The sequence below is a fragment of the Rhodoplanes elegans genome (assembly GCF_016653355.1).
Taxonomy (GTDB): Bacteria; Pseudomonadota; Alphaproteobacteria; order Rhizobiales; family Xanthobacteraceae; genus Rhodoplanes; species Rhodoplanes elegans.
In genome coordinates this window covers 1-18,031 of sequence record NZ_NHSK01000112.1, presented here as the reverse complement: position 1 = coordinate 18,031, position 18,031 = coordinate 1, and the positions used below count along the sequence as shown (strand labels likewise).

The following is an 18,031-nucleotide window of genomic DNA, read 5'->3' as shown; positions in this document are numbered from 1 at the left end:
TCTCGGAAAAGTCGAGATTCTTTGTCTGCAAAGTACGTTTGGTTGTAGGACGTGGCGCCGAATAGCCCGTTCGAACGATGATCCGTCGTCCGCGCCGGTCGACGAGCGCGGGCCCACGAGTCCCGCCGGAGCGATGCGACGGACCGTGTGGCTTGCTGATCGAAACGCTCGTCGAGCCACGGGGAGTGGTTCGGAAAAGCTCGCTCAGCTCTCCGGTCCGGGGGCCGCGACCGGGGCGGCGGTGACCACCTCTGCGGCGGTCGTCGTTGCCGTCACGTCGTCGCCGATGCTCGCGCGTCCGGGGGCGTCGACGAAGCGGGCGAGGGCGTCGACATCGGCCGTTCCCTCGGCGGCCGCGAGCCGTGCATAGAGCATGGCGATCGCATGATAGATCTCGCAGGCCGGCCGGTCGGTGTGGAGGAAGTCGGCGATCTCCTCCATCTCGGCGACGAACCGGTAGGCCTTCGGGAACATGGCCGGCACCTGGCGGCCGAGCCACTTGGAGAGATGCGGCTGGCTCTCGGCGAGCTCGGCCGCGAGATCGCCGGCGCAGCCGGCCCGCGTCGCGCCGAGCATCATGGCGGCGCCGATCGCGGTCAGCCCCTTGGTGATGCCGGCATACGACATCTTCAGGGCCGAGGCGGCGCCGACCGGCCCCTCCAGCACTCTCACGTCGAGACCGAAGTCGCGCATGGCCGCGGCGCGGCCGGCGTGATCGCCGGACACGTAGAACACGGTGCGGGCCGTGGCGTTCGGCGGCGGCCCGATGATGCCGCCGTCGACGAACGGGCAGCGCGTCCCGGCGAGCGCCGCCGCGATGTGCCGCACCGTGTCGGGCGACACCGCGTTGAAGTCGACATAGACGGGCTTCTCCGGCAGCCGCGCCAGCTCCGGGCGCAGCCGCTTGGCGACCGCGACCGCCTCGCCGGGCGGCACGATGGAGAGCACGAGGTCGGCGCCGGCGACCAGCTCGGCGTCGCTCTCGGCGACGGCGAGGCCGGCGCGCCGGGCCCGCTCGGCGGTCGCCGCGCTGCGGCCGGCGAGCGAGGTGACGACGCGCGCTCCACCGGCGACGAGCCGTGCCCCGACGGCGGCGCCCATCTCACCCGGTGCGAGAACGGCGATGGTCTTCGGCATGGCGGCCCCCTTTGCGGGACGAACTATTCCGTAACCATGTCGACTGCGCAACAGGGGGAAGGCCCGGCCGCTCGAAACGCCTGCGGTGCCGTCGCGCGGTTCCTCGTTACCTGTGCCGCGGCGACATGATTAACGCCGCGCGGCCGCAGCGCGGCGTCGTGCACGGTTCGTTGACGATAACCTTTCAGGGCGTCTTCAGCATACCGGCAAAACTCGGGTTCGGTTCACGAATTCAATACTCTCCAAGGCCCTAGCTACGGTCTGGGAGTCGCAATCCGCGGACTCTGCAGGAATTCGTCCGGTGCGCAGCAGCACAGTCATCATGATCGCGGTGGCGGCCGTCTTCGGCCTGCTCGCCGTGTTCGCGACCAGGACCTGGCTCAACAGCCAGGCCGAGGCGCGCTTGCGCAGCCTGGAGGCCGATCGCGGCCCGCCCGTCGCGTCCCGCACCGTGGTGGTGGCGGCGCGGCCGCTGCGCTACGGCCACGAGCTGTCGCCCCAGGTTCTGCGCGAGGCGGCGTGGCCGAGCGACGCGCTGCCGGCCGGCGCCTTCGCCCGCATTCCCGACCTGCTCGCCGAAGGCAAGCGCGTCGTGCTCACGCCGATCGAGCCGAACGAGCCGGTGCTCGCCGTGAAGATCACCGGGCCGGGCCAGCGCGCCACGCTGTCGGCGCTGGTCGGTCCCGGCATGAAGGCCGTCACCATCCGGGTCAACGACGTCGACGGCGTCGGCGGCTTCGTGCTGCCCGGCGACCGCGTCGACGTGGTGCTGACCCGGCAGGAGAAGGAGCAGGCCTCGACCCAGGTGCTGCTGCAGGACATCCGGGTGCTCGCGGTCGACCAGGTCGCCGACGAGCGCGCCGCCAATCCGATGATCCCGAAGGCCGTGACGCTCGAGGTCGACACCGCCGCCGGGCAGAAGCTCAGCCTCGCCGCGTCGATCGGCTCGCTGTCGCTCCTGCTGCGCAAGGCCGGCGAGTCGACCGAGTCGAAGACCGCGCGGGTGACGGTGAAGGATCTGCTCGAGGAGCTGGTCGGCCCGGCGCCCAAGCGCCAGAGCGGCACCACCGTGGTGGTGTCGCGCGGCGGCCAGACGCAGAGCTATCGCGTGCCGCACGACGGCGAGACCAGCGGGAGCTGGGCGGCGGCGGAGTGAGAGTGAACGAGACGGCGGCATCGTGCCGGGGGGCGCGGCGTCGCCGAGGGACGGACTGGGGGACGACATGGACGGGAACGTCGGCACGAGACACAGGACGGCGGCGCCGTCACCACCGCGCAGCGGTCGCCCGCGATGGCGGGCGCTCGTCGTGTCCGCCGCGCTCGTCGCCGTGGCGTCGGTGGCCGCGCCGCTGTTGCCCGATCTGTCGGCCCCAGCCGCGGCCCAGAAGGCGCTCAACTTCGGCCCGGGCAAGCGCACCCAGGCCGTGACGGTGCCGATCGGCAAGTCGCAGGACGTGCGCACCGACCAGCCCTTCGTCGAGCTGTCGCTCGGCGACGCCGAGATCGCCGACGTCAATCCGCTCACCGACCGCACGCTGTCGATCCTCGGCAAGAAGCTCGGCACCACGCGGGTGTCGGTCTACGGCGAGGGCAAGAAGCTGGTCGGCGTGTTCGACGTCGAGGTCTCCTACGACGTGTCGGCGCTCGCGACGGAGCTCGCCGCGCGCTTCCCCGCCGCCAAGTTCCGGGTCACCAGCGTCAACGGCCGCATCCTGCTCGGCGGCATGGCGCCGGACGCGATCACGCTCGACCAGGCGCTGATCATCGCCCGCGAGTTCGGCCCGCAGGTGATCAACGCCGTCCAGGTCGCCGCGCCCCAGCAGGTGCTGCTCGAGGTGCGCTTCGTCGAGGCGACCCGCTCGGCCGGCCGCGAGCTCGGCGTCCAGTGGAACGCCTGGAGTCGGAACGGACGGTTCGCCGGCAGCGTCGGAGACCAGACGAAGGCGTTGCCGGTCGATTCGCCGAACCCGTGGGGAACGGTCGGCACCGCGGCGGCCGGCGTGCTGTCCGGCGGAAACCCGTTCGGCTTCATGATCGGCAGCCTGCTGACCAAGGGCATGCAGATCGACGTCGCGCTGAACGCGCTGGAGGAGCGCGGCGTTCTGCGCCGGCTCGCCGAGCCCAACCTCGTCGCGCTGTCCGGCGACACCGCGAACTTCCTGGCCGGCGGCGAGTACCCGATCCCGCTGACCGGCGCGCTCGGCCAGATGACGGTGGAGTACAAGCGCTACGGCGTCAGCCTCGCCTTCACGCCGACCGTGCTGAACGGCAGCATCATCAACCTGAAGATCGAGCCCGAGGTCAGCCAGATCGACAAGACCGTCACGGTCACGGTCGCGCCAGGCGTCAACGTCCCGTCGCTGACGGTGCGGCGCGCCTCGACGACGCTGGAGCTGCGCGACGGGCAGAGCTTCATGCTGGCAGGCCTGCTGCAGGCCGACTCGGCGACCGACCAGCAGCAGCTTCCCTGGATCGGCGACGTTCCGGTTCTCGGCGCGCTGTTCTCCTCGAAAAACTACCAGAAGAAAGAGACCGACCTCGTCATCATCGTGACGCCGCGGCTGGTGCAGCCGGCGCGGCCGGGCGATCCGCTGCGGACCCCGCTCGACGCCACGCTTCCGGCCAACGATCTCGACTTCTTCGCCGGCGGCAAGCCCGAGCTCGCCCGCAGCCCGGCGGTGCGCGGCGAGACGGCGGCGCTGCGGCCCTACACGGGGCACATGATCGAGTTTCCGGTGGGAGGTGGCCATGTCGTGCGGTGACATGTGGTGCGGTGACATGGGGTGCGGTGAAGCGCGCGACGGAAAGCGCGTCCGCCCTCGCGCGCTGTGCGGGGCGCTGCTCCTCGCCGCGCTCGTCGGGGGATGCTCGGACATCTATTACGACCGCCGCGAGGCCGTCGTGTTCGGGGCGGGCGATGCGGTCGCCAACAACGTCGCGATCCACACCATCGATCCGTGGCCGAAGGCGGCGGCGGACCGCCACATCCCTGGCCAGGGCACCAATGTCGCCATCGCGGCCGAGCGCTACCGGCGCGGCAAGGTGACGAAGCCGCAGGGCCTCGGCACCACCTCGACCTGGAAAGGCGCGCAGGCCGGCGACGGCGCTCCGACCGTCGCCGGCTCGACCTCGGGAGGCGAGGCCGCCAAGGACTGAGCGCGACGGACGTCCGCCGCGTTCCAACGTGCCGAAAGAACACTCGACCATGCGAAGTGCCCGTACCAAGACCTCCGGCAGCAAGACCCGCGTCGTCGTCGTCACGCCCGATCCAGAGTTCGCCCGCACTGCGAAGGAGACCTTCGCGGCGGCGCCGCAGGTCGAGCTCGAGCTGATGCCGGGCAGCATCGCCGACGCGGCCGCCGAGGTCGCGGCGGCGGAGGCGACCGTCGTGGTCGTCGATCTGCACGGCGCGACCGCGGAGGCGATGGCGGCCCTGGAGGCCCTGACGGCCCGGCTCGCCGGCTGGCCGCCGGTCGTCACCGTGACGGACGCCTTCGACAAGGAGGTGATGCGGCAGCTGCTGAAGATGCGGATCGCCGACTTCCTGGTGAAGCCCGTGCAGCCGGTCGAGCTGGTGCGCACCTGCGCCCGGGTGGTGCAGACGCCGGCCGGCAACGAGCCGAGCGAGGCCGAGATCTTCACCTATCTGCCGGCGGTCGGCGGCGCCGGCGTGACGACGCTCGCCATCCAGACGGCGCTCCTGCTGCTCGGCAGCGGCAATCAGAAGACGCGACCGGCGACGTGCCTGGTCGATCTCGACTTCCAGCACGGCGCCTGCGCCGACTATCTCGACCTCGAGCCGCGGCTCGATCTCAACGAGATCGAGCCGCGGCCCGAGCGGCTCGACCGCCAGCTGCTCGAGGTGATGCTCTCCTATCACGCCTCCGGTCTCGCCGTGATCGCGGCGCCTTGTCGGCCGGCCGAGATGCGCTCCTTCGATCCCGACACGGTGACGCGGCTGCTCGACCTCGTGTCGTCGCACTTCAACTACGTCGTCATCGACCTGCCGCGCACCTGGTTCTCGTGGACCGACAACGTGCTGCTCGGCTCCAACCGGCTGTTCGTGGTGAGCGAGATGACGGTGCCGGGCATCAAGCACGCCAAGCAGCTCGTCACCGCGGTGCGCGAGCGCCTGGAGGAGGGGCCGCGCCCGCAGGTGATCATCAACCGCTTCGAGCAGCGCATGTTCGGCGCCGGGCTGCGGCGCAGCGACGTCGAGCAGGCGCTGGGCGAGGACTTCGCCGCGACGATTCCGAACGACTATCGGCTGGTGCGTGAGGCGATCGACCGGGGCGTGCCGCTGGACGAGGTCAAGGCCGGCAACAAGATCACGACCGAGCTGAAGAAGCTCGTCGCGCCCGTCGTGTCGACCGACAAGACGGCGGCCGAGCCGACCGGAAAGCGGCGCCTGAGCCTGTCCTGGGCGCGCGGCTGATCGCAGAGACGGACGGCAGGAGAGGGGCGACAGGAGATCATGGGAGGGCGTTTCAGCTTCCGCAAGGTGCCGTCGCCGCCGGTCGAGCCGGCGTTGCCCGACGACGCGGCAGCCGCGTCCGACGGGATCGCCTGGACCGTGTTCGCCGAAGGAACGCCGGAGGCCGCGGCCGTTCTCGCTCCGCCGCCGCCGGCGCCCCCGGCACCGCCCGCGGTGCCGTCGCCGTCGGTCGCCCCCGCGAACCCGGTGCTGCGTGAAAAGCTGCTCGACGCCAAGGTGCGGCTGCATCGGCGGCTGATCGAGGAGATCAACCTCCAGGCGCTCGAGAAGCTGCCCGAGGACGAGATCCGCAAGCACATCCAGCAGCTCGTCTCGCAATACGTGCTGGTCGAGCGGCTCGCGCTGAACACCCAGGAGCTCGCCGACTTCGTCGCCGAGATCCTCGACGAGATGACGGGCCTCGGGCCGATCGAGCCGCTGCTCAAGGATGCGAGCATCAGCGACATCCTGATCAACGGCCACGAATGCGTCTATGTCGAGCGCGGTGGCATGCTGGAGCCGACCGCGGTGCGCTTCAAGGACGAGACGCACCTCCTGCGCATCGTCAACAAGATCGTCTCGGCGGTCGGCCGCCGCGTCGACGAATCCCACCCGCTCTGCGACGCGCGCCTGCTCGACGGCTCGCGCGTCAACGTGGCGATCCGACCCGTCGCGGTCGACGGCCCGCTGGTGTCGATCCGCAAGTTCTCCAAGAAGCCGCTCCACCTCGACCGGCTCGTCGACGTCGGTGCGCTGCGTCCGCAGATGGCCGAGCTGCTCGCCGCCTTCGTCAAGGCGCGCGTGACGACCATCATCTCGGGCGGCACCGGCTCCGGCAAGACCACGATGCTGAACGCGCTCTCCGCGTTCATCTCCGACAAGGAACGTCTGATCACCATCGAGGACGCGGCCGAGCTGCAGCTCCAGCAGCCGCACGTCGCCCGCATGGAGACGCGGCCCCCCAACGTCGAAGGCAAGGGCGAGATCCGGCAGCGCGATCTCGTCAAGAACGCGCTGCGCATGCGGCCGGAACGCATCATCCTCGGCGAGTGCCGCGGCGAGGAGGCGTTCGACATGCTGCAGGCGATGAACACCGGCCACGAAGGCTCGATGGCGACCATCCACGCCAACAATCCGCGCGAGGCGATCTCGCGCCTCGAGCAGATGATCGGCATGGCCGGGCTGCCGATGACCATCGCCTCGGTGCGCGGCCAGATCGCCGCCGCGATCCGCGTCATCGTGCAGCTCTCGCGCCTCTCGGACGGCAAGCGCAAGGTGATGAGCATCGCCGAGATCACCGGCATGGAAGGCGACATCATCCAGATGCAGGAGATCTTCAAGTTCGTCCGCACCGCGACGCTTGAGGACGGCACCGTCCAGGGTCACTTCGTCGCGACGGGCGTGCGGCCGCGGGTGCTGGGCGACCTCGCCGCCAAGGGAATCAAGATCCCGTCGAGCTACTTCGATCCGGGGCATCCGCTGTGAGCAGAACCCGCGCTCTCCTCCGTCGTCGTTCCGGGCTCGCGACCGCGCCGCGTCCCGGCATGACGCGCGTTCGGTGACCGCCATGCCGGACATCGATCCCGTCTATCTGATCTACGCATTGGCGGCCGGCTCGGCGATCCTGTTCGGGGAGGGCGCCTATCTCCTGTTCGCCTCGGCGACGTCGTATCGCAAGCGGGTCAATCGCCGGCTCGCGCTTCTCGACGACGCGCGCGACCGCGAGAGCATCCTGGTGCAGCTGCGTCGCGAGCGCGGCCTCACCTCCGGCGGAGACCTCGCGCTGCCGATCCTCTCGCTCAACCGGCTGCTCCTGCAGTCCGGCATGTCGGGCGGCATGACCCGCCTCGTGATCTACACGCTGATCGCCGCCGTCCTCGTGTTCTGCGCCGTGCTGGTGTGGCGCAACAGCATGGTCGAGGCCATCCCGGCGACGCTCGCGACGCTGACGATCGGCCCGTTCCTCGCGCTCAAGACGATGCGATCGCGCCGGCAGAAGAAGTTCGGTGGGCAGTTCCCGGACGCCATCGACATCATCGTGCGCAGCCTCCGGGCCGGGCATCCGGTGCCGATCGCCGTCACCATGGTGGCGCGCGAGATGCCCGATCCGATCGGCTCGGAGTTCGGCATCGTCGCCGACGAGATCACCTACGGGGCGGATCTCGAGACGGCGATGCGCAACCTGTTCTTCCGGGTCGGTCAGGACGACCTGCCGCTGTTCGTCACCGCGGTCGCGATCCAGGGCTCGACCGGCGGCAATCTCGGCGAGATCCTCGAGAATCTCTCCGCCGTGATCAGAGACCGCTTCAAGATGCGCCGCAAGATCAGGGCGCTTGCCTCGGAAGGCAAGATGTCGGCCCTGCTCCTGTCGGCGCTGCCGATCGGCATGTTCTTCGTGATCCAGATGGTGGCGCCCGACTTCTACGGCAGCGTCTGGAAATACGACCTCACCAAGCTCGGCCTCGGGGTCGCCGCTGCCTGGATGCTGGCCGGCAATCTCCTGATGTTCCGCATGGTCAACTTCAAGATCTGATCGCCGCCCCGGAGAGAGCCGCCGGCATGGACACGCTGATCGCCGAGAACGCCGACCTGCTGATCACGATCTTGGTGTTCGTGGCCGCCGCCGCGGCCGCGTTCGGCGCCATGGCGATGCTTCAGGTGCGCGGGGCCGTCAAGCGGCGGGCGGCCGGCATCGTCGGCGGCGGAAGCCTGGTCGAGGGCGGCGGTCGGCGATCGTTCCGGCAGGCGAGCCTCGAGGCGATGCAGAAGCTCGTCGACTACACCACCAAGCACTATGCGAGCCTCGACACCGGCAACATGAAGCTGCTGCGCGCCCGCCTGGTGCAGGCCGGGATCTTCGATCCGCGCGCCGTCGGCCTCTTCTTCGTCCTGCGCTTCGGGCTGGCGATCGGCCTCGCGGCGCTCGCCTTCGTGCTGCTGCCCGCCGTCATGGACGCGACGACCTCGTCCTACTGGGGCGTGGTCGGCCTCGCCGGGCTCGCCGGCTATCTCGGCCCGAGCCTCGCGCTCGACCGGATCGTCAAGCAGCGGCGCGACGAGTACCGGGTCGGCTTCCCCGACTTCATGGACCTGCTGGTCGTCTGCGCCGATGCCGGGCTCGGCATGGAGGCGTCGCTCGAGCGCGTCGGCCGCGAGCTCGCCGATTCGTATCCGGCGCTCGCCCAGAACATCCACATCACCAATCTCGAGGTGCGGGCGGGCTGCAGCCTCACCGAGGCGCTCGAGCATTTCGGCGATCGTCTCGGGCTCGACGAGGTGCGCTCCTTCGCCACCTTGATTCAGCAGTCCGACGAGCTCGGCTCGAGCATCACCGACGCCCTGCGCGTGTACAGCGAGGACATGCGCCACAAGCGACTGTCGCTCGCCGAGGAGAAGGCCTACAGCCTGCCCGTCAAGCTGTCGGTGCCGCTGATGGTGTGCGTCTTTCCGGTGCTGTTCGTCGTCATTCTGCTGCCCGTGGTCGTGCGGGTGAAGATGGGCGCGTATTGAAACGCGAAACACTGCTTCCGACTAATACCGAAGACCTATTTCCGGCGCTCCGAAGTCCTTTCGCCGCTGCATGAATCCTTAGCATTTCTCCGGGCATGATCCGGGCGGCCCCGCACCTTCGTCGACCTCTCACAGCGACCCGCTCACGATCGCCTCATGCCCCGACCCTGGACGTTTCGCACGTTGTCCGGCGCCGCCGCGCTGGTGCTGGGCTTCGTCGCGTGCGGCGTCGGCATCGGCGTGTGGCTCGACCGCGATCACGAGATCCGGGCGGGGCTGCGAAACGCCGAGAACGTCGCGGTGCTGCTCGGCGGGCAGATCAACGAATCGCTCCGGATGGCCGACGTCGCGCTGCGCGACCTGCAGAGCCGCCTCTCCGCGGCATCGGACAAGGGAGCCGGCGAGAGGCTGGTGCTCGACGATCCCCCGGCCTTCCGCGGCCTGATGGTGGACCGGTTGCGACGCCTGCCGCAGGCGTTCGGGATCGGGCTGGTGGATGCCAAAGGGCAGGTACTCCTGTCGACCGCACGTTGGCCCACGCCCGAGATCGATGTTTCGGATCGCGAGTACTTCCGCGAACTGAAGGAGCACGACGACGATCGTCTGAGCACCCCGATACCGATCATCGCCCGGGTCGACGACGTCAACACCGTGGTCCTGGCGCGCCGCATCAACGGGCCGGACCGCCGGTTCCTCGGCGTCGTCCTGATCCGCATCGGAACCGAGTATTTCGAGTCGGTGTTCCGTCCGGTGAAACGCCTCGACCGGCAGATCCTGACCTTCTCCCGTGCCGACGGCCAGCTGTTCACGCGCTATCCCGATCCGATCGGTCGCTTCGGCGCGTCGATCCCGCCCGATTCGCCGTGGCATGCCGCCTATGCGGACGGCAACGGCGCCTATCGGTCGGGCGGGCTGTTCGACGGCGTGCCGCGCTGGATCGTCGTGCGGAAGCTCGACGACTTCCCGCTCGCCGTGAGCGTGTCGGTTCCCGAGGCCGCGCTGCTCGGGGGCTGGTGGAGCCGCAGTCTCGCGGTCGCCGCCGCGACGCTCGCGTTTCTGGTCGCCGCCGCCGCGCTCCTCTCCCTGATGGGCCGTCAGTACCGTCGCACCAGCTCGTCGGAGGCGGCGCTGAGCGAGAAGTCCACGGCGCTCGCCCGCGAGCACGAGGCGCTGCTGGCGCACCAGGCCGCGCTGAAGGTCCAGAACCGGCGCTTCGACGCCGCCCTGAACAACATGACGCAGGGGCTCGCGATGTTCGATCGCACGGGTTGCCTGGTGGTCTGCAACGAGCGCTATCGCGAGATCTACGGCATCGCGCTGGTCGACACCGTGCCCGGAACGCCGCTCTACGACGTGATCTCCGGCTGCAGCGATCTGCGCGGCCGGCCGGAGCGCGCCCTGACGGTGACGCGGCAGATTCGGGAGCGGATCGTCAGCGGAACCGTGACGACCCACGAGATCACGCTCCGCAACGGCCGTATCGTGCAGGTCCTCAACCAGCCGATGGAAGGAGGCGGCTGGCTGTCGACCCACGAGGACATCACCGAGCGGCGCCAGACCGAGGAGAAGATCCGCCGGCTCGCCCACAACGATCTGCTCACCGGCGTCGCCAACCGCTCGCATTTCCTGGAGGAGATCGAGAGCGCGCGGCGCCGCCTCGTCGCCGAGCAGCGGCCGTTCTCGGTGCTGATGCTCGACCTCGACCGCTTCAAGCCGGTCAACGACTCGCTCGGGCACGCCGCCGGCGACACGGTGCTCAAGGAGATCGCGCGGCGCCTGCAGAAGGCGCTGCGCGCCGAGGACGTGCTGGCCCGTCTCGGCGGCGACGAGTTCGCCGTCATCCAGTCGCCGCCCCGCGGCTTCGTGGCGGGCGGCGACTGGGACGAGGCCATGCACGAGAGCGCCGTCGTGCTCGCGACCCGGATCGTCGACCTGGTCGACGAGCCCTTCGACATCGACGGCCACAAGGTCACGGTCGGCGCCAGCATCGGCATCGCGATGGCGCCGAAGGACGGCGTCAAGGTCGCCGAGCTGATGAAGAAGGCCGATCTCGCGCTCTACGCCATCAAGGGCAACGGGCGCAACGGCTTCGCCTTCTTCGATCCGTCGATGGCGGCCGAGGCGGACCAGCGCCACCAGCTGGAGGTCGATTTCCGGGCCGGGCTCGCGCGCGGCGAGTTCGAGCTCTACTATCAGCCGATCGTTGCGTCCGGCTCGCGGCGGTCCGTCGGAATGGAGGCGCTGGTCCGCTGGAACCATCCCGACCAGGGCCTGATCGCGCCCGACCGCTTCATCGCCATGGCCGAGGACACCGGGCTCGTCGGGACGCTCGGCGAGTGGATCCTGCAGACCGCCTGCGCCGAGGCGGCGACCTGGCCGGACGACGTCAAGATCGCCGTAAACATCTCGCCGGTGCAGTTCCGCAAGACCAATCTGCTCGACGTGATCATGTGCGCGCTGGTCGATTCCGGCTTGCCGCCGGAGCGGCTGGAGATCGAGATCACCGAGCGAGTGCTGCTGGAATGGGAGGTCGAGCACGTCTCGACCCTGCATCAGCTCAAGAACCTCGGCGTCGCCGTCGCGCTCGACGACTTCGGCACCGGCTACTCGTCGCTCAGCTACCTGACCGCCTTTCCGTTCGACAAGCTGAAGATCGATCGCTGCTTCACCCGCGACCTGCTCGCCCGCGACGGCTGCGGCGCCATCGTCTGCGCCATCGTCAATCTCGGCCGCACCCTCGACATGGTCACGGTCGCCGAAGGGGTCGAGACGGAGGCCCAGCAGCGGATGCTGGAGGCGGCCGGCGTCGGTCAGATGCAGGGCTATCTGTTCGGCCGGCCGGCGCCCGCCGCCGATCTCGCGATCGGCGGGCCCACGACGGCCGACGCGACCGGCTCGGTCTGACGCCATGGCCGAGCAGCGCACCATCATCGAGGAGCTGGAAGAGGCGCTGGCGAGCCGCACTATCGGCTACCGGGCCGAGGCGCTGCGCCGCATCGCCGATCTGTTCCTCGGTCGTGCCACCGAGTACGACGAGGACGAGGTCGCGCTGTTCGACGACGTGATGGTGCGCCTGATCGGCGAGATGGAGATCTCGGTCCGGGCCGTGCTGGCGCGCCGTCTCGCCGACGTGCCGAACGCGCCGCGCGGCCTGATCCGGATGCTCGCCCGTGACGAGGCGATCGACGTCGCCGGCCCGGTGCTGACGACGTCGGAGCGGCTCGGCGACGAGACCTTGGTCGAGACCGCCAGCACGGCGAGCCAGGCTCATCTCCTCGCCATCTCCAAGCGCGCCGTCGTCAGCGAGGCGGTGTCGGACGTGCTGGTGACGCGCGGCGATCGCGACGTCGCCCTGTCCACGATCGCCAATCGCGGGGCGCGCTTCTCGGACGCGGGCCACGGCGTCCTGGTCGAGCGCTCCAAGGACGACGACGCGCTCGCCGCCGGCGTGTTCGCGCGCCACGACATTCCGCGCCAGCATCTCCTCCGGCTCCTCGCGGTCGCCTCCGAGAACGTCCGTCGCACCCTCGAGTCGGTCGAGGGGCAGTCCGGCAAGGTGGTGCGCGAGATGCTGTCGGAGGTCGCCGGCCGGGTGCAGGCCTCGGTGCGCCGCCTCTCGCCCGACTACTCGGACGCGCGCCTCCACGTCGCCGAGCTGCGCCGGCTCGGCGCGCTCGACGAGGCGAAGGTCCGCGAGTTCGCGGCCACGGGGCGGTTCGACGAGACGACGATCGCGCTCGCCGAGATGGCCGACCTGCCGATCGACGCCTGCGAGCGCGCCATGGTGCAGCCGCGGCCTGAGCTGGTGATCCTGCTCGCCAAGGCGATCGGGCTCTCGTGGAACACCACCAAGACGATCCTGCGGCTGCGCGACGGCGGTGCGGCCGATCGCGCGAGCGAGTCGCTCACGGCCTTCACCAAGCTGCGGCCCGAGACCGCCCGCAAGGCCGTGCAGTTCCTGCGCCTGCGCGGCCGTGCCGGCCACGCGAAGGGGGACGGAACGCCGCGCCGCCGGCCGGAGGCGAATATCTGACATGCAGACAGGGCGGACGACTTCGATACCTCCGTCCCGGCGAGGTTTCCTTAAGCGTCCCCGGCTATCCTGGGTCGCGAGGAGCGGGTTCGGGATGCGGTGGGCGAAACCGGGAGTGGCGCTGGGTCGGCGGGCGACGTTGCCGCCCGACATCCATGCGGATCTGGTCGCCGGCCTCTTCACGCCGGTGCCGTCGCTGGTCGTGGGCTGGGGCTCCAGCATCGCGATCGGCATCCTGATCGCCGCGCGCGGCGAGAGCGCCTGGCTCGTCGGGCTGGCGGTCGCGCTCGTCACCGTCGCGGCGGCGCGGCTGTGGCTCGTGCTCGCGTATCGCCGGGAGCCGATCGGCGCCCGCACCGATCAGGCGATGGTGCGGCGCTGGGAGCGGCTGTGGACGGCCGGCGCCTGGGCGTTCGCGGCGATGCTCGGCGCCCTCTGCCTCGCGACATTCCTGATCACGACCGACACGACCGCCCATCTGCTGATCGTCGGCTCGACGATCGGCTACACGGCGGGTGCGACGGCCCACAACGCCCCGCGCCCGCGCATCGCGATCGGCCAGGTCGTGCTGACCCTCGGGCCGATCGCGCTCGGCGCGATCCTGCACGGTGGCGTCGTCTATCAGGTCTTCGCCGTCGTCACGCTGCTCTATCTCGCCGCCGCCGCCGAGCTCGCCGTCACGCTCGGCCGCCGCAGCCTGCGCTACCGCCTCGCCCATCGCGAGAAGGCGGCGCTCGCGCGATCGCTGGCCGAGCAGAACATGCGGTTCGAGGCGGCGCTGAGCAACATGTCGCACGGGCTGTGCATGTTCGACCGCCGCGGCCGGCTGGTCGTCAGCAACTCGCGCCTGTGCGAGATCTACGGGCTGCCGGACGGGGCGTTCCGGCCCGGCATGTCGGTCCGCGACATGCTCGTCCGCAGCATCGCGGCCGGCAACCATCCGGACGGCGACGCGGCCGAGATGGCGGCCTTCTTCGAGGGCCGGCTCGTCGGCGGCGTGCCGAGCAGCTCCACCATGTCGCTCGCCGACGGCCGCACCATCCAGCTGTCGCAGTGGCCGGTCGCCGACGGCGGCGCCGTGGTGCTGTTCGAGGACGTCACCGAGCGCGAGCGCGCCGTCGCGCGGGCCGAGTGGCTCGCCACCCACGACGAGATGACGGGCCTCCCCAACCGGGTCCTGTTCGGCCGCACCCTCGACGACGCCATCGCGGTGGCCCGCACGGCGCGGCGGCGCTTCGCCGTGATGTTCATCGACCTCGACCGCTTCAAGTACATCAACGACACGCTCGGCCACGCCGCCGGCGACCTGCTGCTCAAGGAGGTCGCGGCCCGGCTCGCCGGCTGCATCGGTGCGGAAGACGTGGTCTCGCGCCTCGGCGGCGACGAGTTCCTGCTGCTGGTCACCAGCGTCTCCGAGCCGGAGGCGGTCGAGGAGATCGCCCGCGGCATTCTCGCCTCCGTCGCCGAGCCGATCGTCGTGCTCGGCCAGGAGTGCCGGGTCACCGCCAGCGTCGGGGCGGCGTTCTATCCGACCGACGGGCACGATGGCGACACCCTGACCCGCAGCGCCGATGCCGCCATGTATCTCGCCAAGGACGAGGGCCGAGGGTGCGTGCGGCTGTTCTCGCCGGCGATCGAGCGGCGCTCCTTCGAGCGGCTGGTGCTGGAGACCGGGCTGCGCGGCGCGCTCGAGCGCGACGAGCTCGTGCTCCACTACCAGCCCAAGCGTCGCATCGCGACGGGCGAGATTTCCGGTCTCGAAGCCCTGGTGCGCTGGAGCCATCCGGCGCTCGGCCTCGTCTCGCCGGCGCGGTTCGTGCCGCTCGCCGAGGAGACCGGCCTGATCGTGCCGATCGGCCGCTGGGTGCTGGCCACCGCCTGCGCCGAGGCGATGGCCTGGCAACGCCGGGGCTTCGCGCCGATGCCGGTCGCCGCCAACCTGTCGCCGCGCCAGTTCGCCGACGGCTCGCTGCTCGCCGACATCGAGGCGGCGCTCTCCGAGTCGGGCCTGGCGCCGGAGCTTCTCGAGCTCGAGATCACCGAGAGCATGGTGGTCGAGAATCTCGCCAACACGCTGCCGCTCCTCACCGCCTTGCGCGAGCGCGGCGTCCAGCTGGCGATCGACGATTTCGGCACCGGCTACTCGTCGATGGCGCTGGTCCGCCAGCTTCCGGTCGACACCCTCAAGATCGACCGCTCCTTCATCCGCGACGTGCTGGCCAATCCCGAGGACACGGCGATCGCCGAGGCGATCCTGGCGCTCGGCAAGGCACTCGACCTCACCATCGTGGCGGAGGGCGTCGAGACCGAGGCGCAGGAGGCGTTCCTGCGCGACCACGGCTGCCACGAGATGCAGGGCTTCCTGTTCAGCCGCCCGCTGCCGGCCGAGGATGTCGTCCCGTTCGTGCGGAGCTACGAGCTGTCGCGGCTGAAGGCGGTCGCCGGGGTCGGCGCCGCGAAGGGATCGTCGCGGCGGAACCGGGCCTCCGGCAAGCAGCGCAACGCCGGCTGAGGCCGGGTCATTGCGGGGTCGACGACCCCGCCGCGCTCTCGCCGTCGCTCTCCCAGACGAAGTTCATGCCGCCTTCGCCGATCCGGAACCAGCGCTTTCGGTGCGGCGTCTCCAGCCGGTGGAAGCCGACGATCACGTCGCCCGTGGTGCTGCTCACGGCCACCACGGCGGCCTTGGCGGCGAGGAGGCCGCAGACCAAGCCGGCGGCGCGGTGATCGCATCCCGATGTGCTCAGCGCGCGGTTCAATGTCGACAGAGCTTCCGCCTCGTCACAGATGATCGAGGCGTGTCGCAGCTCCGGTGGGAGCGACTCCGGTGGGTGCGGCATGGCGAAGTCTCCGGTCGGCCACCCGCAAATGCGTTGTGCGAAGGCTGCCGGGCCGGGTGCGGTGTCTGCGGCCAGGACTTCGATGGATCGACGACTTCGAGGCTCGACGGCTCGATGCTTCGGCTTCGTCGCTTCGACGGGGATGAGACTTCGCGTGCAAAGCAGCGAACACCGGAAAAAGCGCAGGAAACTGATCTCGATCAAAAACAGCGCAAAACAGCGGTCCTGTCACCCACCGGCGGCAGCCGTGCAACCGTGATGCCGCATCGACGTACCGGTGGTGTCTACCGATCCAGCCGGAGCGTGCTCCTCAGCCGCGGTCGGGCCGAGAACTGTCTTCCGCGAACAGCGCCAGCATCTGGTCGACGGCCGCACCGGCCGCGCCCGTATAGTTGGCCGGATCGCACAGCCGGTCGATGGCGTCGGCGTCGAGATGCCGCGTCACCGTCGCGTTCTCCTTCAGCAGGGCGGCGAGCGGCCGTCCGCTCTGGAGCGCCGCGCGTGACAGCTCGGCGACGAGATGATGGGCGTTGCCGCGCCCGAGCGACGGGGCGAGCCCCATCTGCACGGCCTCGGCGGTGACGAGCCCGTTGGTGATCGCGAGATTGGCCCGCATGCGCGCGGCGTCGACCGTGAGGCCGCTCACCACGCCGCGGGTGTGGGCCAGGACGCCGGCGGCGAGGCAGAAGATCTCTGGCACCACGATCCACTCGGTCTGCCAGGCGCCGCTCGCCCGCTCGTGGTCCTCGACCATCGCCTCGTAGAGCGTGGCGGCGAGCTGGCGCACCACCGGTACGGCCGCCTGGATCATCACCGAGGACACCGGGTTGCGCTTCTGCGGCATGGTCGAGGACGAGCCGCGGCCCGGCGCGGCGGCCTCCGCCGCCTCGGCGACCTCGGTCTGCATCAGCAGCGTCACGTCGCGGGCGAGCTTGCCGCAGGTGCCGGTGACGAGCGCCAGGAACCCGCCCGCCTCGGCGATGCGGTCGCGCGCCGTGTGCCAGGCGATCTCGGGCGCCCCGAGGCCGAGCTCGGCCATCAGGGCGGCGTGCACGGCCGGCCCCTTGTCGCCCAGCGACGCCAGCGTGCCGACGGCGCCGCCGAGCTGGCCGACGAGAACCCGCGGCAGGAGCTGCGCGAGGCGCTCGCGGTCGCGCAGCACGGCGGCGAGGACGCCCGCCATCTTGAAGCCGAAGGTCGTCGGGATGGCGTGCTGGAGCTGGCTGCGCGCCGCCATCACGGTGTCGCGGTGGAGGCGGGCGAGCTCGGCCAGCGCCTCGGCGATGGCGGCGAGGTCGGCGTCGATCAGCGCGAAGGCCTCGCGCATCTGCAGCACCGTCGCCGTGTCCATGACGTCCTGGGTGGTGGCGCCGTAGTGGCACCACTGGCCGAGGTCGTCGCGGCAGAGCGCGGTGAGCTGGGCGACCACGGGCTGGACCGGGGCGCCGATCCGCTCGGTGTCGCGCTTCAGCTTCTCCAGGTCGATCTCGTCGAGCGCGCAGTGGCGCCCGATCTCCTCGGCCGCCTCGGCCGGGATGACGCCGAGCCGCGCCTCGACGCGGGCGAGCGCCGCCTCGATGGCGAGATAGAGGCTCAGCCGATGCTCGTCGGAGAAGATCCGGCGCATCGCCGGGGTTGCGAAGACGTCGCGCAGGACCATCGAATCGAGGGCGGTGGCGGGCATCGGGGATCCTTCCAGGGCGCCCGAACGGTGCGGGTACGGGCGGTCGGCAGTGGGCGATCCGGGCGGGCCTTTCGGGCGGACAGTCGGCGGGCGCGCCGGGTTCCGGGGTCGCACCATGCCGGATAGGCTAGGCTGACAGGAGGTGTAGAATCGCTCCATGTTCGACGTGTCCGACCTCCGCAGCAAGGCCGCGCCGCTGCCGCCCGCGGTCTCCGACCTGCGGGCCGGGCCGGCGCAGCGTCCGGCGCCGCCGGCCGGCCGGGTGGTCGACGTGGTGCTGCCGGTCGGTGACAACATCGTCCCGTTCCGCCGCCCGTCCCCGGCCGCCGTCGCGCGGGCGCCGTCCGTCGGCC

The 18,031-nt window shown here is 70.5% G+C and carries 14 protein-coding genes; 11 read left to right on the top strand and 3 right to left on the bottom strand.

The window, feature by feature from the left end; all coding sequences use genetic code 11:
- Positions 1-204: 204 nt before the first annotated feature.
- Positions 205-1,137, bottom strand: coding sequence for an NAD(P)-dependent oxidoreductase (locus CCR97_RS14700; protein WP_111358806.1), 933 nt, complete (start codon positions 1,135-1,137; stop codon positions 205-207).
- Between the two features lie 301 nt (positions 1,138-1,438).
- Here CCR97_RS14700 and cpaB point away from each other — a divergent pair, with 301 nt between their 5' ends.
- From cpaB to CCR97_RS14650, 10 genes are all read left to right on the top strand, one after another.
- Complete coding sequence (gene cpaB / locus CCR97_RS14695) at positions 1,439-2,293, top strand: Flp pilus assembly protein CpaB (RefSeq protein ID WP_146618842.1); 855 nt, start codon at positions 1,439-1,441, stop codon at positions 2,291-2,293.
- Positions 2,294-2,444: 151 nt separating this feature from the next.
- Entirely contained in the window at positions 2,445-3,899 is a 1,455-nt protein-coding gene (locus CCR97_RS14690) for a type II and III secretion system protein family protein (RefSeq protein WP_146618841.1), read from the top strand.
- 16 nt (positions 3,900-3,915) lie between these two features.
- On the top strand, positions 3,916-4,293 hold the full coding sequence (locus CCR97_RS14685) for a hypothetical protein (RefSeq protein WP_146618840.1): 378 nt from the start codon (positions 3,916-3,918) through the stop codon (positions 4,291-4,293).
- Between the two features lie 49 nt (positions 4,294-4,342).
- Positions 4,343-5,572 carry a CpaE/TadZ family protein gene (locus tag CCR97_RS14680; RefSeq protein ID WP_201159600.1) on the top strand — a complete coding sequence of 410 codons (1,230 nt, stop codon included), beginning with the start codon at positions 4,343-4,345 and terminating at the stop codon, positions 5,570-5,572.
- Positions 5,573-5,611: 39 nt separating this feature from the next.
- On the top strand, positions 5,612-7,096 hold the full coding sequence (locus CCR97_RS14675; protein WP_201159599.1) for a TadA family conjugal transfer-associated ATPase: 1,485 nt from the start codon (positions 5,612-5,614) through the stop codon (positions 7,094-7,096).
- Positions 7,097-7,178: 82 nt separating this feature from the next.
- Positions 7,179-8,144 carry a type II secretion system F family protein gene (locus tag CCR97_RS14670; protein WP_111357654.1) on the top strand — a complete coding sequence of 322 codons (966 nt, stop codon included), beginning with the start codon at positions 7,179-7,181 and terminating at the stop codon, positions 8,142-8,144.
- A gap of 26 nt (positions 8,145-8,170) precedes the next feature.
- Positions 8,171-9,121: a type II secretion system F family protein gene (locus CCR97_RS14665; RefSeq protein WP_111357653.1), complete on the top strand. Its 951-nt coding sequence runs from the start codon at positions 8,171-8,173 to the stop codon at positions 9,119-9,121.
- A 156-nt stretch (positions 9,122-9,277) separates the two neighbouring features.
- The gene (locus CCR97_RS14660; RefSeq protein WP_111357652.1) at positions 9,278-12,025 is read left to right on the top strand and encodes a bifunctional diguanylate cyclase/phosphodiesterase; all 2,748 of its coding nucleotides are present in this window, start codon (positions 9,278-9,280) and stop codon (positions 12,023-12,025) included.
- A gap of 4 nt (positions 12,026-12,029) precedes the next feature.
- Complete coding sequence (locus tag CCR97_RS14655; RefSeq protein WP_111357651.1) at positions 12,030-13,154, top strand: DUF2336 domain-containing protein; 1,125 nt, start codon at positions 12,030-12,032, stop codon at positions 13,152-13,154.
- Between the two features lie 94 nt (positions 13,155-13,248).
- Positions 13,249-15,666, top strand: coding sequence for a putative bifunctional diguanylate cyclase/phosphodiesterase (locus CCR97_RS14650; RefSeq protein ID WP_170145863.1), 2,418 nt, complete (start codon positions 13,249-13,251; stop codon positions 15,664-15,666).
- A gap of 7 nt (positions 15,667-15,673) precedes the next feature.
- On the opposite strand, the gene CCR97_RS14645 is transcribed toward CCR97_RS14650, so the two are convergent.
- Positions 15,674-16,198, bottom strand: a complete 525-nt coding sequence (locus CCR97_RS14645) for a hypothetical protein (protein ID WP_146618763.1) — start codon at positions 16,196-16,198, stop codon at positions 15,674-15,676.
- Between the two features lie 106 nt (positions 16,199-16,304).
- Positions 16,305-17,678, bottom strand: a complete 1,374-nt coding sequence (gene pcaB / locus CCR97_RS14640) for a 3-carboxy-cis,cis-muconate cycloisomerase (RefSeq protein ID WP_111357648.1) — start codon at positions 17,676-17,678, stop codon at positions 16,305-16,307.
- Between the two features lie 157 nt (positions 17,679-17,835).
- Here pcaB and CCR97_RS14635 point away from each other — a divergent pair.
- Positions 17,836-18,031 (top strand): hypothetical protein (locus CCR97_RS14635; protein WP_201159597.1); only part of this gene is annotated, 196 nt, incomplete at its 3' end.

Coding starts and splice junctions, on each gene's coding strand:
- CCR97_RS14685 (WP_146618840.1), top strand. CDS start 3,916: ATGGGGTGCGGTGAAGCGCGCGACGGAAAGCGCGTCCGCCCTCGCGCG.
- CCR97_RS14655 (WP_111357651.1), top strand. CDS start 12,030: ATGGCCGAGCAGCGCACCATCATCGAGGAGCTGGAAGAGGCGCTGGCG.
- CCR97_RS14675 (WP_201159599.1), top strand. CDS start 5,612: ATGGGAGGGCGTTTCAGCTTCCGCAAGGTGCCGTCGCCGCCGGTCGAG.
- CCR97_RS14660 (WP_111357652.1), top strand. CDS start 9,278: ATGCCCCGACCCTGGACGTTTCGCACGTTGTCCGGCGCCGCCGCGCTG.
- pcaB (WP_111357648.1), bottom strand. CDS start 17,678: ATGCCCGCCACCGCCCTCGATTCGATGGTCCTGCGCGACGTCTTCGCA.
- CCR97_RS14700 (WP_111358806.1), bottom strand. CDS start 1,137: ATGCCGAAGACCATCGCCGTTCTCGCACCGGGTGAGATGGGCGCCGCC.
- CCR97_RS14650 (WP_170145863.1), top strand. CDS start 13,249: ATGCGGTGGGCGAAACCGGGAGTGGCGCTGGGTCGGCGGGCGACGTTG.
- CCR97_RS14665 (WP_111357653.1), top strand. CDS start 8,171: ATGGACACGCTGATCGCCGAGAACGCCGACCTGCTGATCACGATCTTG.
- CCR97_RS14670 (WP_111357654.1), top strand. CDS start 7,179: ATGCCGGACATCGATCCCGTCTATCTGATCTACGCATTGGCGGCCGGC.
- CCR97_RS14680 (WP_201159600.1), top strand. CDS start 4,343: ATGCGAAGTGCCCGTACCAAGACCTCCGGCAGCAAGACCCGCGTCGTC.